Genomic DNA, 24,696 nt, shown 5'->3' with positions numbered 1-24,696 from the left:
GCCACCCATGTGGCGGTCCATGATCGGCCGAAATGAGGTGCACCAGGGCGTTTGCTGGTTGTTGTCGGGCGATCGTCTCGTCGTGTGGCGCGTGTCGCCAGAACACGGAAAAAGTTCTCCACCACCGTGATAGCTGGGATGACCTGCGCAATCGACGACGCGGGGAGCCAGATCACCCTGAGTTTCGATTGAAAGTGGGGGAAAGTGGGGTAATGTGGAGCGCGCACTAGAGGAAGGGCATACATCCGAGGTGATCGTGCTCCCCGCGCGGCGGGGTTCATCCAGGAGGTAGCGGGATGTTTCTCGGTACCTACACACCTCGGTTGGATGACAAGGGGCGACTGACGTTGCCTGCGAAGTTTCGAGACGATCTGGCGGGAGGGTTGATGGTCACGAAGGGTCAGGACCACAGCCTTGCCGTATATCCCAAGGAAGAGTTCACCGCGCTCGCTCGGCGAGCCGCGGCGGCGTCTCGAAGTAATCCGCAGGCGCGCGCGTTCGTCCGGGCACTCGCGGCCGGAACGGATGAACAGCGTCCGGACGCCCAAGGCCGGATCGTGTTGTCGGCCGATCACCGTCGCTACGCAAACCTTTCGCGGGACTGCGTGGTGATCGGATCGGTCGACTTCCTCGAAATATGGGATAAGCAGGCGTGGGAGTCCTACCTCGCCGAGCACGAGGAGGACTACGCCGAAGCGAGAGACGAGTCGCTGGGCGGCATCTTCTAGCCCTGAGCGAACGAGTGCCACGCGGCCTCTGCCCGGACGCGCGGACCCTGACGTACTTCCCCGACGCCAGGTGCCGAGGCTCCGGTCAGAGACCCCGCGGCATTCGTATTTTCCAAAGCAGCTGTCTAACAAGACGACCCGTGAGCGGGCGTAACGAGTGACCCATCGGCACCGCTCGGTGCGCGACGACGCGAGGCACGATTCCGGGAGGACGAGGTGAACCGTGAACAGGACGGCCCTCGCCATGTTCCGGTTCTGCTCCAGCGGGCCGACGCGTTGCTCGGCCCGGCATTGTCCGAACCCGGCGCCGTCTATGTAGACGCGACACTGGGTTTGGGCGGCCACGCCGAACATTTTCTACGGACGTATTCGAACATGCGTCTCGTCGGACTCGACCGTGACACCCACGCGTTGGCGCTGGCGGGTGCACGACTGGCCCCGTTCGCGGATCGAATCACCTTGGTGCACATCCGATATGACGGAATCGCGGCTGCCCTGACGCAGGCCGGACTGCCGACCACCGGTTCGGTCAGCGCCATCCTGATGGATCTCGGTGTCTCCTCGATGCAGCTCGACGAGGCCGAGCGCGGATTCGCCTACTCCGTCGACGCGCCGCTGGATATGCGGATGGACCCGACCACCGGCATCACCGCCGCGGATGTGCTCAATACCTACAGCCACGGCGATTTGGCGCGCGTACTGAAAACCTATGGCGAGGAACGCTTCGCGGGCAAGATCGCCGCCGAGGTGGTGCGCCGTCGGCAGCAGAAGCCGTTCACCACCAGTGCCGAGCTCGTCGAATTGCTTTACGCGACAATTCCGGCCGCGACCCGGCGGACCGGCGGTCATCCGGCCAAGCGGACCTTCCAGGCGCTGCGGGTGGAGGTCAACGGCGAATTGGATTCGCTGCGGGCGGCATTGCCCGCCGCGCTCGACTCGCTGCGGGTCGGCGGCCGGATCGTGATCATGTCGTATCAGTCGCTCGAGGATCGGGTGGTCAAACAGGAGTTGTCGGCGCGCACCACGTCACGGACGCCGGTCGATCTGCCGGTCGAATTGCCCGGTATGGGACCGGAATTCAGGTTGCTGACCCGTGGGGCCGAGAAGGCGACGGAACAAGAGATCGAAGAGAACCCGAGGGCGGCTCCCGTGCGGATGCGCGCGGCGGAGCGAATCGAGGAGGGGACAGCATGAGCGTGCGCACGCGTACCGCCGAGGCGCCGGGCCGGATCGCCCGCCGGGTTCAGGCCGCGGAGCGGGTGAAATCGGGTGCCGCACAACGCGCCTACGCCAAGCGCCGGATGCGTGCGGAACACTCGGAGGATCACCAGGACCTGCCGAAGCAGCGCGCCTCGGCGATGGCTGCGCGAATTCCGTTCGTGGCGGCCATCATTGCGATGCTCGGCTGCGGCCTCGCGCTCACCCTGCTGCTCACCACCCGCTCGGCGGAGGACAGCTATCAGCTCGGCGACGCCAGGGCGACCAACCGCAAGCTGGCCGACGAACGGGCGGCACTGCAGCGGGAGGTGGAGGCCGCCGATTCCGCGCCCGAACTCGCCGCGCGGGCCCGCGAACTCGGCATGATCCCGGCCAAGGATCCGGCCCGCCTCGTGGTCGGACCGGACGGCGGCGTGACGGTGATCGGCAAGCCGACGCCCGCCCAGGGCGCACCGGTGCCGCCGCTGAACCCCTCGCCGAGCGCGCCGACCACCACGCCGGTAAATAACGCGCAGGCGCGCGGCGAGCGAGTTATTCCGGTGACGATCACGCCGCCGCCGACCGCTCAGCCGACCGCCGGTCAGCCCGCGACTACCGGTCAGCCCGCGACTACCGGTCAGCCCGCGACTACCGGTCAGCCCGCGACCGCCGGTCAAGCGAATACCGTTGTCGTACAGGGGAGTCCGCAGCCGAGTCCGACACCGGCCAGTGCACTGCCGACGCCGAGTCCGCTCGCGCAGGCCCCGGTGGAAACGCCGCAGCCGGTGGCACCTCAGGCGCAAGCGGTGCAACCCGAACCACTCGCCCCGGACGGGGGCGCTAGGTGAGCATGCGCCAGACCCGGCCCGCGTCGCGCCAGCGCCGCGGGCCCGCGGCGTCCAAGGCGGAATCATCGCGGGCGACCGGTGCGGCCAGACCACGGACGGCCGCGGTCGACCGGCCGCTGCGCCTGCGCCTCGGTGTCGGCCGGGTGATCATGCTGGTCGCGCTGGCGGTCGTGGCACTCCAATTGCTCTGGGTGCAGAGTATCTCCGCGCCGAGCCTGTCCGCGCAGGCGGCCGACCAGCGCACCACCCGCAAGATCGATACGGCGACTCGCGGCCCGATCACCGACCGCAATGGCAAGACCCTCGCCTTCACACTGAGCGCGCAGGCCCTGAACTTCCAGCCGGTGGTGGTGCGCAAGCAACTCGCCGACGCGAAGGCCAAATCCGCCAAGGCACCGGATCCGGAGGAACGACTGAAGGCCATCGCGAAGACCATCCACGACAGGCTCGGCAAGGACGCGCCCGCCGAATCCGCGCTGCTCGAGAAGATGAACAGCGATACCCCGTTCGTCTATCTCGCCCGCAATGTCGATCCGCGCATCGCCTCCGATATCACCGTGCTCTATCCCGAAGTGGGCGCCGAACGCCAGGATGTGCGCGAGTATCCGGGCGGATCACTGGCCGCCAATGTGCTCGGCACCACCGGCTGGGACGGACACGGGCAGATGGGGTTGGAATCGTCGCTGGACTCGCTGCTGGCGGGCACCGACGGCTCGCACACCTACGACCGCGGATCCGATGGCGCGATCATTCCCGGCAGCTGGCGCGATAAGCAGCCCGCGGTGAACGGCTACCGCGTCGAGTTGACCCTGGATTCGGATCTGCAGTACTACGTCCAGCAGCAGGTCCAGCAGGCCAAGGAGATGTCCGGTGCGAACGCCGCCTCGGCCGTCGTACTCGACGCGAAGACCGGCCAGGTGCTGGCGATGTCGAACGACAACACCTTCAACCCCGCACTGGGACCCCAGCATTGGGGCAATGCCGAGATGCAGAACCCCTCGGTGCAGGATCCGTTCGAACCCGGCTCGGTCAACAAGATCGTGACCGCGGCCGCGGCCATCGAATACGGATTGACCAACCCGGATGAGGTGCTGCATGTGCCCGGTGAGATCCAGATGGCGGGGGCCACCGTGCACGATGCCTGGGAGCACAGCACCGCGGCGTATACCACCACCGGCATATTCGGTAAGTCCTCCAATGTCGGCACGCTGATGCTGGCGCAGCGGGTCGGTGAGGACCGGTTCGCGGATATGGTCAACCGGTTCGGTCTCGGTCAGCGCACCGGTGTCGGACTGCCGGGCGAGAGCCCGGGGCAGGTGCCGGCGCGCGACCAGTGGTCCGGTGGCACCTTCGCGAATCTGCCCATCGGACAGGGCCTTTCGATGACCACCCTGCAGATGACCGGGATGTACCAGGCCATCGCCAATGGCGGCCTGCGGATTCCGCCGCGCATCGTCAAGGCCAAGATCGCGCCGGACGACACCCGCACCGAGGAGCCGCAGCCCGAGGGGGTGCGGGTGGTCAGCGAGCACACCGCGGCAACGCTGCGCACCATGTTCCAGGCGGTCGTGCAGCGCGATCCGATGGGTGTGCAGATGGGTACCGGTTCGCCGGCGGCGATCGATGGCTATCAGGTGGCGGGTAAGACCGGCACCGCGCAGAAGGTGGACCCGAGCTGCCGCTGCTACTCGACGTCGTCGTTCTACATCACCTTCGCCGGTATGGCGCCTGCGGACAATCCGCGCTACGTCATCGGCCTGATGCTCGACGCGCCGATTCGCAGCTCCGACGGCAGTGGCGGCGGGTCGGTGGCACCCCTGTTCCACAACATCGCCTCCTGGGCGTTGCAGCGTGACCGGATCCCGCCCTCGCCCGAGCCTTCCCGGCGGTTCGTTCTGCAGGCTTCATAAGATTGGAGCCACGTTGTCCGGCCGTGAGCCGACGTCGGTAACCTGACTCGACGTTCCCTGTCTCCCATAGATCAACTCAGTCCCCATCCGTGCCGATTCCCGAGAGGAGCCTTGTGCCCGCGCAGCCCAGCCAGCACGCGCTCCGGCCGACCCACCCGAGGTCGACGTCGTTGTCCACCGTGCTGGCACTGACCGGTGCCAGCTCATCGCGCGCGGATCTCACGCAGATCCAGGTCACCGGCATCGAGCAGCGCTCGAACGCGGTGCTGCCGGGTGATCTGTTCGCCGCGCTGCCCGGCGCGCAGTCGCACGGGGCCCGGTTCGCGCGCGACGCCGTCGAGCAGGGCGCGGTCGCGGTGTTCACCGATCCGGCGGGTGCCGAACTGATCGGTGACATCGATGTACCGGTGCTGGTCCGTGAGCAGCCGAGGTCGGTGCTCGGCGAGCTGTCGGGCGCGCTCTACGGCAATCCGTCGCAGCGGCTGCGCATCGTCGGCATTACCGGCACCTCCGGCAAGACCACTACCGCATATCTGGTGGAGGCCGGATTGGCGGCCGCTGGCCTGTCCACGGCGCTGATCGGCACCATCGAGACCAGAATCGGCGGTCGCCGGGTGCCGAGCGCGTTGACCACGCCCGAGGCACCGCAGCTGCACGCGATCTTCGCGCTGATGGTCGAGCAGGGTGTGGACGCGGTGGTGATGGAGGTCTCCAGCCACGCGCTCGCGCTGGGCCGGGTGGACGGTGTGCGCTTCACGGTGGGCGCGTTCACCAATCTCTCGCAGGACCACCTGGACTTCCACGCCGACTTCGAGGACTACTTCGCCGCCAAGCGCAGGCTTTTCGAACCGGCGTCGCCGGTCGCCGCGCGCACCACTGTCATCTGCGTCGACGATGAGTGGGGACAGCGCCTGGCCGCCGACCTCGCGGACCCGATCACCGTATCCACCATCGGATCCGGCACCTGGCAGCTCACCGGCGAGGTATCCGCGCACGGCGGCGAGCAGGAGTTCAGCGCCGCCGGACCGGAGACGAATGTCGATGTGCGCCTACGACTTCCGGGCCGCTACAACATCGCCAACGGACTGCTTGCGGTCGCGGTGTGCGCGGCCGCGGGAGCCGATCCCGCCGTCGCGGCGCCGGCCCTGGCCACCGTCGACGTGCCGGGCCGGATGCAGCGGGTCGAGCGGGGGCAGGATTTCCTGGCGATCGTCGACTACGCACACAAACCCGCCGCGGTGGAGTCGGTGATCGCCACGCTGCGCGAACATCTCGCGGCGGATACTGCCGGTCGGTTGGCCGTAGTCGTCGGCGCGGGAGGTGACCGGGATGCGGGCAAGCGCGCGCTGATGGGTGCCGCCGGTGCGCGTGGCGCCGATCTGCTGATCATCACCGATGACAATCCGCGCAGCGAGGATCCGGCGGCGATCCGTGCCGCCTTGCGTGCGGGCGCGCTCGCGGTTGCGCAGGCCGAACGCGGCGAGGTGCGCGAAATCGGGGACCGGGCCGCGGCCATCGCCGCCGCCGTCGATTGGGCGCGTCCCGGTGATGTGGTGCTGGTGGCGGGTAAGGGCCATGAGGCAGGGCAGGAGATCCAGGGTGTGAAGCATCCGTTCGACGACCGCGAAGTGCTCGCGGCGGCGTTGGAAAGACGGGAGCGGGGCCTGCGTGGCGACCAGACGACGCAGGACGGCAACACTGAGCAGAGTCCGCAGGGGTCGGACGCGGAGGACTTGACGGTTTCATGATCGAGATGACACTGCGGGAGATCGCGGCGGTCGTCGGCGGCACGCTGCACGATGCCCCCGACCCGGAGGTGACGGTAACGGGTTCGGTCGAATTCGATTCGCGCCGAATCAGTTCCGGTGATCTGTTCCTGGCCCTGCCCGGCGAGCACGCCGACGGCCACGACTACGCGAAGACGGCGATCGACGCCGGTGCGGTCGCGGTGCTCGCGGCCCGTCCGGTGGGCGTGCCCGCCATCGTGGTGACCCCGAGCCCGGGCACCGTGCCCGCGAAATCCGTTGCGCTGGCCGGTGATTCGGATGGGTCGGGGGCCGCGGTGCTGGCCGCGCTCGCTACGCTCGCCCGGGTGAGTGTCGAACGTCTTTCCGCCGCCGAGGGCGGCCGATCGGCCACAGCAGCCGGCGGACTCACCGTTGTCGGGGTCACCGGCTCCTCGGGCAAGACCTCGACCAAGGATCTGCTCGCGGCCGTGCTCGCGCCGCTGGGGCCGGTCGTCGCCCCACCTGGATCGTTCAACAACGAACTCGGCCACCCGTGGACCGCGCTGCGCGCCGATGCCGACACCCGCTTCCTGGTGCTGGAACTGTCCGCACGCGGCCCGGGCCATATCGCCGCGCTCGCGCGGGTCGCACCGCCGAAGATCGGCGTTGTGCTCAATGTCGGCACCGCCCATCTCGGCGAATTCGGCAGCCGCGAGGCCATTGCGCAGACCAAGGGCGAACTCGTCGAGGCGCTGCCGCCGAACGGACTCGCCGTGCTCAATGCCGACGATCCGCAGGTGGCCGCGATGGCCGCGCGCACGAATGCCCGCGTGGTGACGGTCGGCCAGGCGGCGAACGCCGAGATCCGGGCCACCGACGTCCAACTGGACGCCGAGGCCCGCGCGGGCTTCACGCTGCACACCGACAAGGGCAGCATTGCGGTGCAATTGGCCGTACACGGCGAACACCAGGTCGGCAACGCACTGGCCGCGGCCGCGGTCGCGCTCGAATGCGGCGCCGACCTCGAGACCGTCGCGCGGGCACTGTCCGGTGCGCACGCCGCATCGGCGCGCCGCATGGATGTGCGGACCACCGCCGACGGCATCACCGTGGTCAACGACTCCTATAACGCCAATCCGGATTCGGTGCGCGCCGCACTCAAGGCCCTGGTGACCATGTCCCGCACGGGTGATACCCCGCGCCGCAGCTGGGCCGTGCTCGGCGAAATGGGTGAACTGGGCGAGGAATCCGTTATCGAACACGACCGGATCGGCCGTCTCGCGGTGCGTCTGGATGTCTCCCGGCTGATCGTGGTCGGCACCGGAAGGCCATCCCACGCGATGCATCAGGGTGCGGTAATGGAAGGCTCGTGGGGCGAGGAGTCGATCCTCGTACCCGATATCGGCGCGGCCATCGCGCTGCTCGACAGTGAGGTCGAGTCGGGTGATGTGGTGCTGGTCAAAGCATCCAAGGCGGTCGGCCTCTGGGCGGTCGCCGAACATTTGACCGGCGCGGAGCGTGCGGGAACTAGGGGTAGCACGGAGGCTCTCGGATGAGGCAGATTCTGTTCGCGGCGGGGATCGCGCTGGCGGTCTCCATCCTGCTGACGCCGCTATTGATACGGATCTTCGCCAGGCAGGGCTTCGGCCAGGAGATCCGCGTCGACGGTCCGGCCAGTCATCAGGCCAAGCGCGGCACCCCGACCATGGGTGGTGTGGCCATCCTGGTCGGCATGTGGGCCGGCTACCTCGGCTCACATCTGATCGGCATCGGCTACGACGCCGACGGGCCGTCCGCATCGGGCATTCTGGTGCTCGGGCTGACCACCGCACTCGGTGTGGTCGGCTTCCTCGACGACTTCATCAAACTGCGCAAGCAGCGCAATCTGGGGCTGTCGGCCGCCGGCAAGTACGTCGGTCAGATCAGCGCCGCGGTTCTTTTCGGGATCCTCGCATTGCAGTTCCGCGGCGGCAACGGGTTGACTCCGGCGAGTAAGCACCTGTCCTATGTCCGCGATATCACCACGGTGTCGATGGGCGTGATCATCTTCCTGTGCTGGGTCTGTCTGCTGGTCGTGGCCTGGTCGAATGCGGTGAACCTGACCGACGGCCTGGACGGTCTGGCCGCGGGTTCGATGAGCCTGGTGCTCGGCGCCTACGTGATCATCACGTTCTGGCAGTACCGCAATGCCTGCGCGACGATTCCGGAGGCGGGCTGCTACAACGTGCGCGATCCGCTGGATCTAGCGCTGGTATGCGCCTCGGCCGCCGCCGCGTGTGTCGGCTTCCTGTGGTGGAATGCCGCACCGGCCAAGATCTTCATGGGCGACACCGGTTCGCTGGCCCTTGGTGGCATGCTCGCGGGACTCTCGATCACCACGCGAACGGAATTGCTGATGGTTGTGATCGGCGCGCTGTTCGTCGCCGAGACCGCCTCGGTGGTGCTGCAGGTCGCGGTGTACCGCACAACCCGCAACCGGTTATTCAAGATGGCGCCGTTCCATCATCACTTCGAACTCAGCAAATGGGCCGAGACTACGGTGATCATCCGGTTCTGGCTACTGGCGGCCATGGCGTCGGCGGTCGGACTCGGCCTGTTCTATAGCGAATATCTCTCAGCGGTCGGGTGAAGTAGCGATGGTCGAACATTCTCCGAGGGCCCTGCGGACACCGGGGCCCATGCTCGAATTCCTGCGCGGCCGTGACGTTCTGGTGGCCGGATGGGGCGTCTCGGGTCGCTCGCTGATCGAACCGCTGCGTGATATCGGCGCGCACCCGGTGGTCACCGACGGCGGCGCGGCCGCGTTGGCCGAGGCAGCCGGGCTCGGCCTCGACATCGCGACCTGCACCGAACTGGAATCCGCGGACTGGAACCGGTTCGCGCTGGTCATCACCAGTCCGGGCTGGCGCCCGGACTCACCGGTGCTCGCCGCGGCGGTGACCGAGGGCACCCCGGTCTGGGGCGATGTCGAATTCGCCTGGTGGGTCGATCAGGCCAGAATCTACGGTCCGGTCCGCAAGTGGCTTGTGGTGACCGGCACCAACGGCAAGACCACCACCACATCGATGGTGCATTCGATCCTGCGCGCCGCGGGTATCGCCAGTGTCGCCTGCGGCAATATCGGGCTGCCGATCCTGGATGCGTTGCGGCGCAATCCCGGTCCGCAGGTGCTCGCGGTCGAACTGTCCTCGTTCCAATTGCATTGGGCGCCTTCGGTGCGGCCCGAGGCCGGCGTGGTGCTGAATGTGGCCGAGGACCATCTGGATTGGCACGGCGGCCTCGATGCCTATGCCGCCGCCAAGTCCAGGGCACTGTACGGCCGCGTCGGCGTCGTCGGACTCGACGATCCGGTGGCCGCCTCGCTGGCTCGGCGCAGTAAGGCGCGCCGGACGGTCGGCTTCCGGATCGGCGTGCCCGCCGATGGTGAACTCGGTGTCGTGGACGGCAAACTGCTCGACCGCGCCTTCACCAAGGCCGCGATCCTCGCCGAAGTCGGCGATATCAGCCCCAAGGGCCCCGCCGGTGTTGCCAACGCGCTCGCGGCCGCGGCGCTGACCAGGGCCATCGATATCGCACCGCAGTTCGTGCGCGAAGGCCTCATCGAGCACAAGGTCGGTCCGCATCGGGCCGCATTCGTGCGTGAGCTGGCCGGGGTCGAATTCATCGACGACTCCAAGGCCACCAACCCGCATGCCGCACGCGCATCAATTCTGGGCCACCCGCAGGTGATCTGGATCGCCGGTGGGCAATTGAAGGGCGCTTCGGTCGAGGATCTGGTCGAGGAGGTCGCCGACCGGCTCGGCGCCGCCGTGCTGCTCGGCGCCGACGCGCCGGTAATCGCGGCCGCATTGGCGCGACACGCGCCCGAGGTCCCGGTCATCGAGGTCCGCGCGGGAGACCATGCAGGCATGGGTGACGCTGGGATCGATGAGGCGAGCGCCGACGCCGTCATGGCGCGTGCCGTTCGCGCTGCGGCCGGGCTCGCCCGTCGCGGCGACACCGTGCTGCTGGCCCCCGCCGCGGCCTCCTTGGATATGTTCGCCGACTACACCCACCGGGGGCGCAGCTTCGCCGCCGCGGTGGCCGCCCTGGAAGACGGTGACATCGGGCGGCAACTATGACCGAGACCCCGCGGCGCAGACGGCAGCCGAGCGTGACCACGGAGGGATCCGGGAGCGCCGCCGATCGGACACCGCGGCGGAATCGGCTGGCGGCCACCAAATTCGGCGCCTGGCTGGCGCGCCCGCTCGCGTCCTTCCATCTGGTCGTCACGATCGCGACGCTGCTCACCGTGCTCGGCTTGGTCATGGTGCTCTCGGCGTCGAGCGTCGAGGCGTATGTCGATGGTGGCTCGGCGTATTCGCTGTTCATCCAGCAGGCCATGTTCGCCGCGATCGGTGCGGTGCTGTTCTATCTCGCGCTGCGGATTTCGCTGCGTCGGCTGCGGCAGTGGTCTTTTCCGCTGTTCGCGATCTCGGTGCTGGCGCTGGTGCTGGTCCTGATCCCGGGCATCGGCTCCCAGGTGCAGGGCGCGCGGCGCTGGTTCTTCCTCGGCCCGATCTCGGTGCAGCCCTCGGAGATCGTGAAGGTGACGCTGGTGGTGTGGGGAGCGCATCTGCTCGCCTCGCGCCGCTCCGAACAGGCGAGCCTCAAGGAGATCCTGGTGCCGCTGGTACCAGCCGGGCTGCTGGTGTGCCTGCTCGTCGTGCTGGAGCCGAATCTGTCGACCACGATCGCGCTCGGCATCGTGCTCGCCGCGCTGCTGTGGTTCGGCGGGCTGCCGGTGCGACTGTTCGTCACCATCGCGATCTCGGGTGTCATCGCCGCGGGCGTACTCGCGCTGTCCGCGGGCTATCGCTCGGACCGCATGCGCGCGTTCTTCAATCCGGGTGACGATCCGCAGGGCATCAATTACCAAGCGCGCCAGGCGTTGTACTCACTGGCCGATGGCGGCATCTGGGGCCGTGGTCTCGGGCAGAGCCGGGCCAAATGGCAATACCTGCCGAACGCGCACAACGACTTCATCTTCGCCATCATCGGCGAGGAACTCGGCTTCCTCGGCTGCGCACTGGTTTTGGGGCTGTTCGCGCTGTTCGTCTACACCGGCCTGCGCATCGCGAGCCGCTCGGCCGATCCGTTCCTGCGGCTGCTCACCGCGACCGCGACGACCTGGATAACCGGTCAGGCGCTGATCAATATCGGCTATGTGGTCAACTTGCTCCCGGTGACCGGCCTGCAGCTGCCGCTGGTCTCGGCGGGTGGCTCGTCGCTGGCGATCACGCTGTTCATGTTCGGCATCATCGCCAATGCGGCCAGACATGAACCCGAGGCGATCGCGGCGCTGCAGGCCGGACAGGACGGCCGATTCAGCCGGCTGCTGCGGCTGCCCAAGCCGGAGGTGTACTCACCGGCCAAGGCGGATGCGGCGCGGGCGCGCACGGCCGCGGCCAAGGCCAAGGCCGCCGAACAGCGAGCGCGGGCCGAGCGGGCCAAGGCCGAGCGGGCGCGGGCGGCACTGCCGCCGAGCCGACGGCCGCAAGCCGACCCGGGCCGACGCCGCGCGCCGGAGAGCCGGGGGACGAGTTCCCTGCGGGCGACCAGGGCGTGGGAGCCGAGCTATCCGATAAACCATGCGAGAGATCGGGGAAGATCCAGGTGAGTGACCCACTGTCGGTGATCGTCGCTGGCGGTGGCACCGCGGGCCATATCGAGCCCGCGCTGGCCGTCGCCGACGCGCTGAAGCGACTCGACGATTCGATCCGGGTCACCGCACTCGGCACCGAACGCGGACTCGAGACCAAACTGGTGCCCGAGCGCGGCTATCCGCTCGAGTTGATCCCGCCGGTTCCGTTGCCGCGCAAGCCGACCGCGGATCTGCTGCGCCTGCCCGGCCGGGTGCGCGCCTCGGTGGCCAGGACCAGAGCTGTCATCGATGCGGTCGGGGCCGATGTGATCGTCGGCTTCGGCGGCTATGTCGCACTGCCCGCCTACCTCGCGGCGGGTCGCGGCTTATCGGGGCGTAGGCGCGCGGTGCCGGTGGTGGTGCACGAGGCGAATGCCAAGGCGGGCATCGCCAATAAGGTCGGCGCCAGGCGCGCCGCCAGAGTGCTTGCCGCCGTACCCGATTCCGGACTCGCCAACGCCGAGGTCATCGGCATTCCGGTGCGCGGCTCCATCACCGCACTGGATCGGGCCGCACTGCGGGGCGAGGCCCGCGCGCACTTCGGCCTGCCCGCCGAGGGGCCGGTGCTGCTGGTCTTCGGCGGATCCCAGGGCGCGGTGTCATTGAACAACGCGGTCTCCGGCGCGGCGCCGCAGCTGGCGGCGGCGGGTGTTTCGGTGCTGCACGCGCACGGCCCCAAGAACACCCTCGAAGTGCGAGAATCGGGTGAGGGTGGGGCGCGCTATCTCGCCGTGCCGTATGTTTCCCGGATGGACTTGGCCTATGCCGCCGCGGACGCGGTCGTCTGCCGTTCCGGCGCGATGACCGTCGCCGAGGTGTCGGCGGTCGGCCTGCCCGCGTTCTATGTGCCGCTGCCACACGGCAACGGTGAGCAGGAACTCAATGCCAGGCCGATCGTCCGCCAGGGGGGTGGCAGAATCGTCCCCGACGCCGAGCTGACCCCGAAATACGTGATCGACGAGGTGATACCGCTGCTGACCGACCGCGCACGGCTGATCCAGATGGGCCTGTCCGCCGCAGGCGCCGGGCATCGCGATGCCGCCGACGAGCTGGCGCGCATTGTCGTGGAGGTGAGCGGCCGGTGACCACGGGTGCCGATGCCACCGAATCCGGGGCGATCGAGTCCGGGACCGCCGACGAGGCGCGCTCGGCCTTGCCGCCCGAATTGGCGCGTGTGCACATGGTCGGGATCGGCGGGGCCGGAATGTCCGGAATCGCCCGCATCCTGCTCTCGCGCGGCGGCTCGGTCTCCGGTTCGGACGCCAAGGAGAGCCGTGGCGTGCTCGCGTTGCGGGCCCGCGGCGCCCAGGTGCGCATCGGTCACGACGCCAGCGCCCTCGATCTGCTGCCCGGCGGCCCGACCGCGGTGGTCACCACCTACGCCGCCATCCCGAAGACCAATCCCGAACTGGTCGAGGCGAATAGGCGCGATATCCCGGTGCTGCTGCGCCCCGCGGTGCTCGCATCCCTGATGCAGGGGCACCGAACCCTGCTGGTCTCCGGTACGCACGGCAAGACCTCCACCACCTCGATGCTGATCGTGTCGTTGCAGCACTGCGGATTCGATCCGTCCTTCGCCGTCGGCGGTGAACTCAACGAGGCGGGCACCAATGCCCACCACGGCACCGGTGAGATCTTCGTCGCCGAGGCCGATGAGAGCGATGGCTCGCTGCTGCAATACGACCCGGATGTCGCCGTGGTCACCAATATCGAATCCGATCACCTGGACTTCTTCGGTACCGATGAGGCCTACGTCCAGGTCTTCGACGATTTCGCCGATCGCCTCACCGCGGGCGGCCTGCTGGTGGTGTGTCTGGACGATCCCGGTTCCCGTGCGCTGGCCGAGCGGATCGGTCCGCGCTTGGCGCAGAAGAATGTCCGGGTGCTCGGCTACGGCTCGGGGGAACTGCCCGACGCGCCGGTGCCGGTCGGGGTGCGACTGCACAGCTGGGAGCCGCGCGATGTCGGCGGACTCGCTCAGTTCCAACTCACCGACGAGGCCGCGCCGCGCACGCTGCGACTGTCGGTACCCGGTCGGCATATGGCACTGAACGCGCTGGCCGCGCTGCTGGCCGCGCGTGCCGCTGGAGCCGATGTGGACGAAATCGTCCAGGGGCTGGAGGGTTTCGGCGGTGTGCACCGCCGGTTCCAGTTCGCGGGCCGGGAAAACGGCGTGCGGGTCTTCGACGATTACGCCCACCACCCGACCGAGGTGCGGGCCGTACTCGGCGCCGCGGCCGAGTTGGTGCAGCAGGAGGCCCGCGACGGCGCCCGCTCTCGGCAGGGCCGGGTCATCGTGGTGTTCCAGCCGCACCTCTACAGCCGCACCGCCACCTTCGCCCAGGATTTCGGCGCGGCGCTGAGCCTGGCCGACGAGGTCGTCGTGCTCGATGTCTATGGCGCGCGGGAGAAGCCGCTGCCGGGTGTCAACGGCGCACTGGTCGCCCAGGCCGTCACCAAACCCGTGCACTACCAGCCGGATATGTCGCGGGTCGGCCGCCAGGTCGCCGGACTCGCACTGCCCGGTGATGTCGTGATCACCATGGGCGCCGGCGATGTGACGATGCTGGGCAGCCAGATCCTCGACGGCCTGCGAGCGCGTCCGCAATACGGCCGGTGACCCTCGATGCGAACCGCGGGTGACTGGTTCGAACAGTGGGCCCGGCTGAGTCGTTCCGGCCGCGTCCGACTGTGGAGTTTGCTCGCCGTGTGCGTCGTTACAGTTCTCGCGGTGCTGGCTTGGTTCACCCCGATGCTGTCGGTGAGCACCGTCGAGGTCGACGGATTGGTCACGGTGCCCGAACAACAGGTGCGCGACAAACTCGAGATCCCCTCTGGGCGCTCGATGTTGCGCATCGATACCGATGCGATGGCCCAGCGGGTGGTGAGCATTCCGAAGGTGCGCAGCGCGCGGGTGCAACGGGTATTTCCGTCCAAGGTCAAGGTGACGGTCGTGGAGCGCACGCCCGTATTGTTCTGGGACAGCCCGCAGGGCGCGCATCTGATGGATGCGGACAGTGTCGAGTTCGCAATCGACGAACCGCCCATCGGTGTGCCGAAGCTCGATACCGCCGATCCCGGCGCCGCCGATCCGGTCACCCGCGCGGCGGTCTCGGTATTGTCGGTGCTGCCCGCGGCGCTGGTCATTCAGGTGGACGAGGTTGTCGCGCGGTCGATTTCGAATATTTCACTGAACCTGCGCGATGGTCGCACGGTACTGTGGGGTGGAACCAATGACGCGGAACGCAAGGCGGCAGTGGTAATGCCGTTGTTGACCCGCGATGGAACGGTGTTCGATGTTTCGAGTCCGAATCTGGTCACGGTAAAGTGATCGATACCCATTGTGCCCAGGGGATTTTCGATGGAACTGTGACCGCAGTGGGAACAGGCCAGCGAGACCGGGGGTTCGGGGGCAACCGTCCACGATACGGCGTGTTGTGCGGCGAGACGAGAGGGATCACACAAGATTCTGTCAGTCGTTTCGGCGCGCCTGCGCGCCTATCGCGGCGGCTGCGAATAGCGTTCCGCAGCAGTCGGATACTTGACATAACGCTAACCCTATGGTTGAGGTTTAGGGTTTGCTCGGGCAGTGGCGCACCTCGCGAAACTGCCGGAGCAAAACAACCGGGGTTTCCCACGGGCTGAATGTCGAGGATCCGAAAACGACAGACTTTAGATCGAAGGAAGGCGAGAGCCCATGACGCCCCCGCACAACTACCTTGCTGTGATCAAGGTCGTCGGTATCGGCGGCGGCGGCGTGAATGCCGTCAACCGGATGATCGAACAGGGACTCAAGGGAGTCGAGTTCATCGCGGTCAACACCGACGCGCAGGCGCTGCTGATGAGCGATGCCGACGTCAAGCTCGACGTCGGCCGTGAGCTCACGCGCGGTCTCGGCGCCGGTGCCGACCCGGAGGTCGGCCGCAAGGCCGCCGAGGATCACAAGGATGAGATCGAAGAGGTGCTCAAGGGCGCCGACATGGTCTTCGTCACCGCGGGCGAGGGCGGTGGCACCGGTACCGGTGGCGCGCCCGTCGTCGCCAGTATCGCGCGCAAGCTCGGCGCCCTCACCATCGGCGTGGTCACGAGGCCGTTCTCCTTCGAGGGCAAGCGGCGTGGCAACCAGGCCGAAGTGGGCATCAACCTGCTGCGTGAATCCTGCGACACGCTCATCGTCATTCCGAACGATCGGCTGCTGCAGCTCGGCGACGCCGCGGTCAGCCTGATGGACGCCTTCCGTTCCGCGGACGAGGTGCTGCTCAACGGTGTTCAGGGCATTACCGATCTGATCACCACCCCGGGTCTGATCAATGTCGACTTCGCCGATGTGAAGAGCGTGATGTCCGGTGCGGGTAGCGCGTTGATGGGTATCGGCTCGGCGCGCGGTGAGGGCCGATCGGTCAAGGCCGCCGAGTCGGCGATCAATTCGCCACTGCTCGAGGCGTCGATGGACGGTGCGCACGGTGTGCTGCTCTCGATCGCGGGCGGTTCGGATCTGGGTCTGTTCGAAATCAATGAGGCGGCCTCGCTGGTGCAGGAGGCCGCGCATATCGAGGCCAATATCATCTTCGGTACCGTCATCGACGATTCGCTCGGCGATGAGGTTCGCGTCACGGTGATCGCCGCCGGTTTCGACGGCGGCGGCCCGGCCCGGCGCACCTTCGATGCGGGCCGCAGCGCGATCGGTTCGGGTCGGGCCGGTGAGATCGGTCAAACCAGCCGGACCAGCGAGATCGCCGCGTCCGCGCGCACCGAAACCGCTTCCGCCGCAGGTCAACCCAGCGCCACCCGGGGCGCGGCGCCCAGCTACCGCGATACCGAGCGGCCCCGTGCACTGGCCGAGCCGACGGTGGCGCACAACTCGCGCTCGCATATCGAGCCGCCCGATTCCGATGACGATGACGACGTCGATGTGCCCTCGTTCATGCGTCGGTAGAAAAGCCCGACACTGCGAGCCCTATTAGGCTCGCAGGTATGACAGCGCCGACATTGACCGTTCGACGGGTGACCACTACAAGGGCGGGCGGTTTCTCGGCGCCGCCGTACGATTCGTTCAATCTCGGGGATCATGTGGGGGACGACCCGGCGACCGTGCAACGGAACCGGGACCGGCTGGCCGAGGGGATCGGCCTCACGCCGGATCGGCTCGTGTGGATGGAACAGATCCACGGGCGCAATGTCGAAATCATCGATGGGCCACGGGATGCGCCGGTGCCGGCCACCGACGCACTGGTGACCACGGCGCCGGGCCTGGCGCTGGTGGTGCTCACCGCGGACTGTGTGCCGGTTCTGCTATCCGATGACGAGGCGGGCGTGATCGCGGCCGTACACGCCGGTCGGATCGGGGCACGCATCGGCATCGTGCCGCGGGTACTGGACGCGATGGTCTCGGTCGGCGCTCGCCTCGAGCGCATCGGCGCCTTCCTCGGCCCCGCCGCATCGGGCCGGCAGTACGAGGTGCCCGCCGCGATGCGCGCCGATGTCGAGGCCCATTTGCCCGGCAGCGCCACCACAACCGTGCGCGGCACTCCCGGCCTCGACCTGCGCGCCGGGATTCGGCGCCAACTCACCGAGGCCGGGATCGGCGGGGTTGCCGTCGATCCGCGCTGCACGATCGAGGACAAGACCTTGTTCAGTCATCGCCGCGGCGCGCCGACCGGCCGCATGGCCGGGGTGATCTGGATGCAGGCGGACGTATGAGCGAGCACAGCGAGCCAAGGATCGACACCGCCGCGGCACCGGAATCCGTTGCGGCCGAGGCGATGGACGGTCGGACCGCCGAATTGGCGGCGAATCTCGCCGAACTGAACAAGCGGATCGGAGCGGCTTGTCATGCTGCCGGGCGTGATCCGGGTTCGGTGCGGCTGCTGCCCGTGACGAAGTTCTTTCCCGCCAGTGATGTCGCGATCCTGTACCGCTTGGGCTGCAGGGAATTCGGCGAATCCAGGGAGCAGGAGGCCAGCGCCAAGGTCGCGGAGCTGGCCGCGCTGGCAGATGCACACTGGCACATGATCGGTCGGCTGCAGCGCAACAAGGCGCGTACCGTCGCGCGCTGGGCGCACACCGTGCACTCGGTGGACAGCGAACGTCTGGCAACGGCCCTTGACACCGCGGCGCGGGCCGCATTGGATGCCGGAGAGCGCGGTGAACCTGTTCGAGTTCTGGTCCAGGTGAGCCTGGACGAGGATCCGGGCCGCGGTGGCGTCGCCCCCGAAGATCTTGTGGCACTGACGGATCGGGTGGCCGCCGCGACGGGGCTGCAGCTCGCGGGCCTGATGGCGATCCCCCCGCTCGACGCCACGCCGGACGACGCTTTTGCACGCCTGGCAATTTTGCACGAGGTGATACGCGCGAATCATCCTGACGCTGTCGAACTGTCCGCCGGAATGTCGAGCGATCTGGAATCGGCGATCGAACACGGTTCGACCTGTGTGCGTGTCGGTACCGCCTTGATGGGCGCTCGACCGATAACCTCGGCGTAGCAAAGAAACCTCATCAGTCACATTTGACACATATGCTGGGACTGGAGAGGGCTGAGCAAGACTTCAACACCCGGCCGCCACCGGGGCCGAAGGAAGGTCGACCGAAATGAGCGAACGCGACAGCGAGGTGCAGTCATGAGCACGCTGCACAAGTTCAAGGCGTACTTCGGCATGGTTCCGCTCGAGGATTACGAAGACGATTACGTCGCCGAACCCGCCCCTCGCGGTGTGGACGAGCGTGGCTCCCGTCGGCCCCGGCCCCGTGACTATCCCGAGCGCGCCGGATACGGCGCGGACCGCTATGCCGACGACCGCTACGACGATGAACCGGATTACCCTGAGCCCGCGTACAAGTCGCCGTACAAGGCGGGTTATCCGATGTCTCGGCGCGATGATTACGTCGACGAGCCCTATGCGGACGACCGCTATGACGCGCGGCCGCGTCCCACCAGGATCGATTCCGCACCGGCCGCCAGCCGATTCCGTGCGGGCGGGAATGCGCCGATGCTGCGGGGAGCCACCAGAGGTGCGCTCGCCGTCGATCCCGAGGCCGAGGAGCGGCGCATGGAGGAGCGCGTGCGCCCCGAGCCCGCCCCCGCACGCCGGCCGGGGATCTTCGAGGACGGAGGTCCCTTGTCCAAGATCACGACGCTGCGCCCGCGCGACTACAGCGAGGCCCGCATCATCGGTGAGCGTTTCCGCGAGGGCAACCCGGTGATCATGGACCTGGTCGATCTGAGCAACGCCGATGCGAAGCGCCTGGTCGACTTCGCCGCTGGTCTGGCCTTCGCGCTGCGTGGATCATTCGACAAGGTCGCGACCAAAGTGTTCCTGCTCTCACCGGCCGATGTCGATGTCTCCGCCGAAGAACGTCGCAGGATCGCCGAAACCGGCTTCTACAACCAGAAATAGCGTTGTGCTTCGGGGGTTCTGTTAGACCCGTTGCGTATGGGGCGGACCTGATCGAGCGGCTGACAAGCAGTCGCCAGCGGTGTGGTCATTTTGCGCGACGCGGATTTTGGGGCAGAGTGAGGCGGTGGCCTTGTTCGCGGTGCTGTACTTCGTACTGTTCATCTTCTGGCTGTTGTTGATCAGCCGTGTGATCGTCGAGTTCATCCGTAGCTTTGCCCGGGACTGGCGCCCTAGCGGCTTCGTTGTCGTGATCCTCGAGGTGATCTTCACCATCACCGACCCGCCGGTGAAACTCCTGAGGCGGTTGATACCACCGGTGTCATTGGGAGGAATTCGACTCGATCTGTCGATTATGGTCCTGCTTTTCGTCGTCTTCATCTCGATGACGTTTGTGGGCGGCCACGCCGACGGGTAGCCCCAGTGTGACAGAATGAACCGAGAAGATAGCTTGCTAGATCTGCTAGATCTCCAAAAGACGCGCGAAGGGATCCTTCCATGCCGCTGACCCCAGCCGATGTGCACAACGTCGCGTTCAGCAAACCACCCATCGGGAAACGCGGCTACAACGAGGATGAAGTAGACGCCTTCCTGGATCTCGTGGAGCAGGAGCTCTCGCGCCTTATCGAGGAGAACGCTGACCTGCGGCAGCGGGTCGCCGAGCTGGATGCGGAACTGGCCGACGCCAAGAAGAATCGCCCTCCGGTGCAACCGAACCCGGTGAAATCGCCGGTGCAGCAGGCCCCGCCGCCGCAGCCCGAGCCCATCAAACCCCCGGTGCAGCAGGCTCCACCGCCGCCCCCGATGCCCGTCGCCGCGCCGGTAGCCAAGGATGCGCCGAGCGCCGATGCGAACCTGCAGGCAGCCAAGGTGCTCAGCCTCGCCCAGGAGATGGCGGACCGGCTGACCACCGATGCGAAGACCGAAGCGGAGAATCTGCTCTCCAATGCGCGTGCCAATTCCGAACGCCTGGTAGGCGATGCCAGGACACGTTCGGAAGCGATGATCGCCGATGCCCGGCAGAAGTCGGACGCGATGCTCTCCGATGCGCAGACCCGCTCGGACAACCAGCTACGGCAGGCCAAGGAGAAGGCCGACGCGCTGCAGGCCGACGCCGAGCGCAAGCACGCCGAGATCATGGCCACCATCACCCAGCAGCGCAGCGTGCTGGAGAGCCGGATCGAGCAGCTCAAGACCTTCGAGCGCGAGTACCGCGTGCGGCTGAAGTCGTACCTGGAGTCGCAGCTCGAGGAGTTGGAGAACCGTGGCTCGGCCGTTCCGGTCGACGGCGGCGAGGCCTTCGTCGACGCCAATACCGCGAACAATCTCGCTCCCGCGTCGTTCGCCAAGGGCGGCAAGTAATCTCGTATTGGAGAGACATCTCCGCTGTAGTTGCTGTTCGAGTAGCTAGAGCTACCTGCCGAACCGCCTGGCATGCCTAGGGGGTCATCATGCTCGTCTTGACGCTCGTCCTTGCCGCGATCGGATTTGCCCTGCTAGTGGCCGCACTGACCACCGGGTCGGTGCTGTGGGCCTGGGGTTGCATCCTCGTCTGTGTCATTGGCGCTGTGCTGTTGCTGGTGAGTGCGCTCTCCATGCGGAGTTCCGACAGCGACGCCGCGCCGCCACCCGGTCGGCATGCGAAACGGTGAAGTGGCCACAACCAAGTGGTTTGACCGCATTGGTTAGAATCAAACATGTATACGGCGTCGATCCGGCCATCACCGGGGAGCCTTCGGAAGAACGGTGCGCCTCGCGCGCCCAGTAGAACCGAACGGGTGAGCCCGTTACAGCTCATAACGAGAGGTCCTGGTGGTTGCGCGGATCGTGCGCGGCTCCCGGGCAAGCGGGGTGGTACCGCGGTTTCGACGCAACGGGCGTCGTCATCGTCCCCGTGCTGACTAGATACGCGCTACGGCGCGGCGGCACGAGGAGACGCATCCGCGATGGCGGACGAACCTTCCAGCAGCGCATACCCGCGCGTCGATCTGGCAGGCCCTTTCGAGCGACCTGCAAGCAGTCGCTCCGGAACCGGCAGCGGGACATCCTTCCCCGACCTGGAGCGTCGCGTGCTCGATGGCTGGGCCACCGACGACACCTTCCGTGCCAGTATCGAGAACCGCTCCGGTGCCGGAGAGTTCGTCTTCTACGACGGGCCGCCGTTTGCCAACGGATTGCCACATTACGGACATCTGCTCACCGGGTATGTCAAGGATCTCGTCCCACGTTTCCAGACGATGCGCGGGAAGCGGGTCGATCGGCGTTTCGGCTGGGACTGTCACGGACTGCCCGCGGAAATCGAAGCGGAAAAGCAGCTCGGTATCACGGACAAATCACAGATCGATGCTATGGGGCTTGCGGAATTCAATGCGGCCTGTAAATCCTCGGTGCTGCGTTACACGGGTGAATGGCGTGATTATGTGACGCGTCAGGCTCGCTGGGTCGACTTCGACAACGACTACAAGACGCTTGATCTCGACTTCATGGAGTCGGTGATGTGGGCGTTCAAGTCGCTACACGAGAAGGGCCTGATCTACCAGGGCTTCCGGGTGCTGCCCTACAGCTGGTACGAGCAGACGCCGCTGTCGAATCAGGAAACCCGGCTCGACGACGCGTACAAGATGCGTCAGGACCCGGCCGTCACCGTGGATATGGTGCTGCGCGTCCCCGCCGACCATCCGCTGCACGCCCTCAACGGCGCCAACGCGCTGATCTGGACCACCACCCCGTGGACGCTGCCGTCGAACCTGGCGATCGCGGTGCATCCGGATGTGCGCTACACGCAGGTGCGCGCCGCCGACGGTAAGCGCTATCTGCTGGCCGCCGAACGGGTCACGCACTACGCCCGCGAAATCGGCGACGAGCCCGAAGTGCTCGGCGAGTACGACGGTGCCGCCCTCGCGGATCTGTCGTATGCCCCGCCGTTCGACTTCTTCGTCGGCCATCCGAACGCGCACCGCGTGCTGACCGCCGATTATGTGACCACCGACTCCGGCACCGGCATCGTGCACCTCGCACCGGCCTTCGGTGAGGAGGATATGGACGTCGCGACGGCCAACGGCATCGAGCTGGTGCAGCCGTTGGATCCGGGCGGCAAATTCACCTCGATGGTGCCGCCGTACGAGGGCATGATGGTCTTCGATGCGAACCCGGCGATCATCAAGGACCTCAAGGCCGCGGGAAAGCTGCTGCGGCACGAGACTATCGAGCACTCCTACCCGCACAGCTGGCGTTCCGGCCAGCCGCTGATCTATATGGCGGTGCCGTCCTGGTTCGTCGCGGTGACCAAATTCCGTGACCGGATGGTCGAGCTGAACAAGCAGATCACCTGGGTGCCCGAGCACATCCGCGACGGCCAGTTCGGCAAGTGGCTCGAGGGCGCGCGGGACTGGAATATCAGCCGCAACCGCTACTGGGGCAGCCCGATCCCGGTGTGGGTGTCCGATGATCCGGCCTATCCGCGCACCGATGTATACGGCTCACTCGACGAGCTGGAGCGCGACTTCGGCGTGCGCCCGACCGATCTGCACCGGCCGATGATCGACGAGCTGACCAGGCCCAATCCGGACGATCCGACAGGTCGGTCGACCATGCGCCGGGTGCCGGAGGTCTTGGACTGCTGGTTCGAGTCCGGCTCGATGCCCTATGCCCAGGTGCACTACCCGTTCGAGAACAAGGAGTGGTTCGACAACCACTTCCCCGGCGATTTCATCGTCGAATACAACGGGCAGACCCGTGGCTGGTTCTACACCCTGCACGTGCTCTCGACCGCGCTGTTCGACAGCCCGGCCTTCAAAACCGTTGCCGCGCACGGCATCGTGCTCGGTGACGACGGGCTGAAGATGAGCAAGTCCAAGGGCAACTACCCGGATGTGAACGAGGTGTTCAACCGGGACGGCTCCGATGCGATGCGCTGGTTCCTGATGAGTTCGCCGATCCTGCGCGGCGGCAATCTCATCGTCACCGAGCGCGGTATCCGCGAGGGGGTCGGCCACGCGCTGCGCCCGCTGTGGAACGCATGGACCTTCCTGCAGCTCTATGCCTCGAAACCCGGTGTGTGGCGCACGGATTCGCCGAATGTGCTGGACCGCTACATCCTGGCCAAACTCGCCGCGACCCGGGATGCGATGACCGAGGCGCTCGAGGTCTACGACATCGCGGGCGCCTGTGAGGAGTTGCGCTCGTTCGCCGACGCGCTGACCAATTGGTATGTGCGCCGGTCGCGTTCGCGCTTCTGGGAGGAGGACCGGGATGCGGTCGACACGCTGCATACGGTGCTCGAGGTCGTCACCCGGCTGGCCGCGCCGCTGCTGCCGCTGATCTCCGAGGTGATCTGGCGTGGGCTCACCGGCGAGCAGTCGGTGCACCTGGCCGATTGGCCCAAGGAGGGCGAGCTGCCGGAGGATCCGGATCTGGTGGCTGCCATGGACGAGGTCCGGGTGGTCTGCTCGACGGTGCTGAGTCTGCGCAAGGCCCAGAACCTGCGGGTGCGCCTGCCGCTGGCCGAGGTCACCATTGCCGCGCCCGACGCCGAGCGGATGCGGCCCTTCGCCGACATCATCGCCGACGAGGTGAACGTCAAGAAGGTCGATCTGACCACCGATGTCGCCGTGCACGGCCGTTTCGAACTGGTCGTGAACGCCCGTGCCGCCGGCCCGCGCCTTGGCAAGGATGTGCAGACGGTGATCAGGGCGGTGAAGGCGGGCGAATGGTCCGAGAACGCCGACGGTGTGGTCACCGCGGCGGGCATCGAACTGCTGCCGGAGGAGTACACCCAGCGCCTGGTCGCGGCCGAACCCGAATCCACGGCGGCGCTGCCCGGCAATGCGGGCCTGGTGGTACTCGATTCGCAGGTGACCGAGGAACTCGAGGCCGAGGGCTGGGCCCGCGATGTGATCCGCGATCTGCAGGAGACGCGAAAGTCGCTGGGGCTCGACGTCTCCGATCGCATCACCGTGGTGCTCGCGGTACCCGAGGACAAGCAGGCGTGGGCACAGGCGCACCGGGATCTCATCGCGGGTGAAATCCTCGCCACCGAGCTGAGTTTCGGTGATCCGGGCGCGGATGCCGCCGATATCGTCGGTGGCGTGCGGGTGTCGATCGCCAAGATCTGACGCGGCGGAGTTCGGGGCGAGGCCATCGCGGCCTCGCCCCGAATTATGTGACATAGATCACACGCTGAGAAATAGCTGATTCGCTGTTGTGGTTGCAC

The 24,696-nt window shown here is 67.1% G+C and carries 20 protein-coding genes; all 20 read left to right on the top strand.

What is annotated here, in order from left to right; translation table 11 throughout:
- Window positions 1–296 precede the first annotated feature (296 nt).
- The 20 genes from mraZ to ileS all read left to right on the top strand — a co-directional run bounded on the left by mraZ (window position 297) and on the right by ileS (window position 24,598).
- A complete protein-coding gene (mraZ, locus tag ACQP0C_RS29500; RefSeq protein WP_330253784.1) occupies window positions 297–728 on the top strand; it encodes a division/cell wall cluster transcriptional repressor MraZ in 432 nt (143 codons plus the stop codon).
- A gap of 216 nt (window positions 729–944) precedes the next feature.
- Window positions 945–1,922, top strand: a complete 978-nt coding sequence (rsmH, locus tag ACQP0C_RS29495; protein ID WP_433725156.1) for a 16S rRNA (cytosine(1402)-N(4))-methyltransferase RsmH — start codon at window positions 945–947, stop codon at window positions 1,920–1,922.
- Complete coding sequence (locus ACQP0C_RS29490) at window positions 1,919–2,773, top strand: hypothetical protein (protein ID WP_433725154.1); 855 nt, start codon at window positions 1,919–1,921, stop codon at window positions 2,771–2,773. The genes rsmH and ACQP0C_RS29490 overlap by 4 nt, the downstream gene beginning before the upstream one ends.
- Window positions 2,774–2,775: 2 nt before the next feature.
- Entirely contained in the window at window positions 2,776–4,683 is a 1,908-nt protein-coding gene (locus tag ACQP0C_RS29485; RefSeq protein WP_433734695.1) for a peptidoglycan D,D-transpeptidase FtsI family protein, read from the top strand.
- 89 nt (window positions 4,684–4,772) lie between these two features.
- Window positions 4,773–6,431, top strand: a complete 1,659-nt coding sequence (locus tag ACQP0C_RS29480) for a UDP-N-acetylmuramoyl-L-alanyl-D-glutamate--2,6-diaminopimelate ligase (RefSeq protein WP_433725152.1) — start codon at window positions 4,773–4,775, stop codon at window positions 6,429–6,431.
- On the top strand, window positions 6,428–7,966 hold the full coding sequence (locus ACQP0C_RS29475) for a UDP-N-acetylmuramoyl-tripeptide--D-alanyl-D-alanine ligase (RefSeq protein ID WP_433725150.1): 1,539 nt from the start codon (window positions 6,428–6,430) through the stop codon (window positions 7,964–7,966). Before ACQP0C_RS29480 ends, ACQP0C_RS29475 begins: the two co-directional genes overlap by 4 nt.
- Window positions 7,963–9,039, top strand: a complete 1,077-nt coding sequence (mraY, locus tag ACQP0C_RS29470) for a phospho-N-acetylmuramoyl-pentapeptide-transferase (protein WP_364485278.1) — start codon at window positions 7,963–7,965, stop codon at window positions 9,037–9,039. Before ACQP0C_RS29475 ends, mraY begins: the two co-directional genes overlap by 4 nt.
- Before the next feature lie 49 nt (window positions 9,040–9,088).
- On the top strand, window positions 9,089–10,531 hold the full coding sequence (gene murD, locus ACQP0C_RS29465; protein WP_433734694.1) for a UDP-N-acetylmuramoyl-L-alanine--D-glutamate ligase: 1,443 nt from the start codon (window positions 9,089–9,091) through the stop codon (window positions 10,529–10,531).
- Window positions 10,528–12,069, top strand: coding sequence for a putative lipid II flippase FtsW (gene ftsW, locus ACQP0C_RS29460; RefSeq protein WP_433725148.1), 1,542 nt, complete (start codon window positions 10,528–10,530; stop codon window positions 12,067–12,069). The genes murD and ftsW overlap by 4 nt, the downstream gene beginning before the upstream one ends.
- Window positions 12,060–13,178 (top strand): undecaprenyldiphospho-muramoylpentapeptide beta-N-acetylglucosaminyltransferase, encoded by a 1,119-nt coding sequence (gene murG, locus ACQP0C_RS29455; protein WP_433734693.1) that lies wholly within the window; start codon window positions 12,060–12,062, stop codon window positions 13,176–13,178. The genes ftsW and murG overlap by 10 nt, the downstream gene beginning before the upstream one ends.
- 95 nt (window positions 13,179–13,273) lie before the next feature.
- Window positions 13,274–14,713, top strand: a complete 1,440-nt coding sequence (gene murC, locus ACQP0C_RS29450; RefSeq protein ID WP_433734692.1) for a UDP-N-acetylmuramate--L-alanine ligase — start codon at window positions 13,274–13,276, stop codon at window positions 14,711–14,713.
- A 111-nt stretch (window positions 14,714–14,824) separates the two neighbouring features.
- Window positions 14,825–15,424, top strand: coding sequence for a cell division protein FtsQ/DivIB (locus tag ACQP0C_RS29445; protein WP_433725146.1), 600 nt, complete (start codon window positions 14,825–14,827; stop codon window positions 15,422–15,424).
- 366 nt (window positions 15,425–15,790) lie between these two features.
- The gene (ftsZ, locus tag ACQP0C_RS29440) at window positions 15,791–17,029 is read left to right on the top strand and encodes a cell division protein FtsZ (RefSeq protein WP_433725144.1); all 1,239 of its coding nucleotides are present in this window, start codon (window positions 15,791–15,793) and stop codon (window positions 17,027–17,029) included.
- Between the two features lie 38 nt (window positions 17,030–17,067).
- Window positions 17,068–17,793 (top strand): peptidoglycan editing factor PgeF, encoded by a 726-nt coding sequence (pgeF, locus tag ACQP0C_RS29435; RefSeq protein WP_433725142.1) that lies wholly within the window; start codon window positions 17,068–17,070, stop codon window positions 17,791–17,793.
- 62 nt (window positions 17,794–17,855) lie between these two features.
- Complete coding sequence (locus tag ACQP0C_RS29430) at window positions 17,856–18,575, top strand: YggS family pyridoxal phosphate-dependent enzyme (RefSeq protein ID WP_433734691.1); 720 nt, start codon at window positions 17,856–17,858, stop codon at window positions 18,573–18,575.
- A gap of 135 nt (window positions 18,576–18,710) precedes the next feature.
- Window positions 18,711–19,487 carry a cell division protein SepF gene (locus ACQP0C_RS29425; protein ID WP_433725140.1) on the top strand — a complete coding sequence of 259 codons (777 nt, stop codon included), beginning with the start codon at window positions 18,711–18,713 and terminating at the stop codon, window positions 19,485–19,487.
- A gap of 124 nt (window positions 19,488–19,611) precedes the next feature.
- Entirely contained in the window at window positions 19,612–19,902 is a 291-nt protein-coding gene (locus ACQP0C_RS29420; RefSeq protein WP_040688811.1) for a YggT family protein, read from the top strand.
- Between the two features lie 80 nt (window positions 19,903–19,982).
- Entirely contained in the window at window positions 19,983–20,846 is an 864-nt protein-coding gene (gene wag31 / locus ACQP0C_RS29415) for a DivIVA-like cell division protein Wag31 (RefSeq protein WP_433725137.1), read from the top strand.
- Between the two features lie 89 nt (window positions 20,847–20,935).
- The gene (locus ACQP0C_RS29410; protein ID WP_354958019.1) at window positions 20,936–21,136 is read left to right on the top strand and encodes a hypothetical protein; all 201 of its coding nucleotides are present in this window, start codon (window positions 20,936–20,938) and stop codon (window positions 21,134–21,136) included.
- 294 nt (window positions 21,137–21,430) lie between these two features.
- Complete coding sequence (gene ileS / locus ACQP0C_RS29405) at window positions 21,431–24,598, top strand: isoleucine--tRNA ligase (protein WP_433725135.1); 3,168 nt, start codon at window positions 21,431–21,433, stop codon at window positions 24,596–24,598.
- Window positions 24,599–24,696 lie beyond the last annotated feature (98 nt).

Origin of the sequence: Nocardia sp. CA-129566 (genome assembly GCF_050956075.1) — a bacterium.
Lineage (GTDB): Bacteria > Actinomycetota > Actinomycetes > Mycobacteriales > Mycobacteriaceae > Nocardia.
This window is presented reverse-complemented; position numbering and strand designations above follow the sequence as displayed.

Excerpts from the sequence above, each read along its gene's own strand:
- mraZ (WP_330253784.1), top strand. The coding sequence starts at position 297 with ATGTTTCTCGGTACCTACACACCTCGGTTGGATGACAAGGGGCGACTG.
- ACQP0C_RS29475 (WP_433725150.1), top strand. The coding sequence starts at position 6,428 with ATGATCGAGATGACACTGCGGGAGATCGCGGCGGTCGTCGGCGGCACG.
- ACQP0C_RS29425 (WP_433725140.1), top strand. The coding sequence starts at position 18,711 with ATGAGCACGCTGCACAAGTTCAAGGCGTACTTCGGCATGGTTCCGCTC.
- murD (WP_433734694.1), top strand. The coding sequence starts at position 9,089 with ATGCTCGAATTCCTGCGCGGCCGTGACGTTCTGGTGGCCGGATGGGGC.
- ACQP0C_RS29490 (WP_433725154.1), top strand. The coding sequence starts at position 1,919 with ATGAGCGTGCGCACGCGTACCGCCGAGGCGCCGGGCCGGATCGCCCGC.
- murC (WP_433734692.1), top strand. The coding sequence starts at position 13,274 with ATGGTCGGGATCGGCGGGGCCGGAATGTCCGGAATCGCCCGCATCCTG.
- ACQP0C_RS29485 (WP_433734695.1), top strand. The coding sequence starts at position 2,776 with ATGCGCCAGACCCGGCCCGCGTCGCGCCAGCGCCGCGGGCCCGCGGCG.
- mraY (WP_364485278.1), top strand. The coding sequence starts at position 7,963 with ATGAGGCAGATTCTGTTCGCGGCGGGGATCGCGCTGGCGGTCTCCATC.
- ACQP0C_RS29430 (WP_433734691.1), top strand. The coding sequence starts at position 17,856 with ATGGACGGTCGGACCGCCGAATTGGCGGCGAATCTCGCCGAACTGAAC.
- wag31 (WP_433725137.1), top strand. The coding sequence starts at position 19,983 with ATGCCGCTGACCCCAGCCGATGTGCACAACGTCGCGTTCAGCAAACCA.
- ftsZ (WP_433725144.1), top strand. The coding sequence starts at position 15,791 with ATGACGCCCCCGCACAACTACCTTGCTGTGATCAAGGTCGTCGGTATC.
- ACQP0C_RS29410 (WP_354958019.1), top strand. The coding sequence starts at position 20,936 with ATGCTCGTCTTGACGCTCGTCCTTGCCGCGATCGGATTTGCCCTGCTA.
- ftsW (WP_433725148.1), top strand. The coding sequence starts at position 10,528 with ATGACCGAGACCCCGCGGCGCAGACGGCAGCCGAGCGTGACCACGGAG.
- ileS (WP_433725135.1), top strand. The coding sequence starts at position 21,431 with ATGGCGGACGAACCTTCCAGCAGCGCATACCCGCGCGTCGATCTGGCA.
- pgeF (WP_433725142.1), top strand. The coding sequence starts at position 17,068 with ATGACAGCGCCGACATTGACCGTTCGACGGGTGACCACTACAAGGGCG.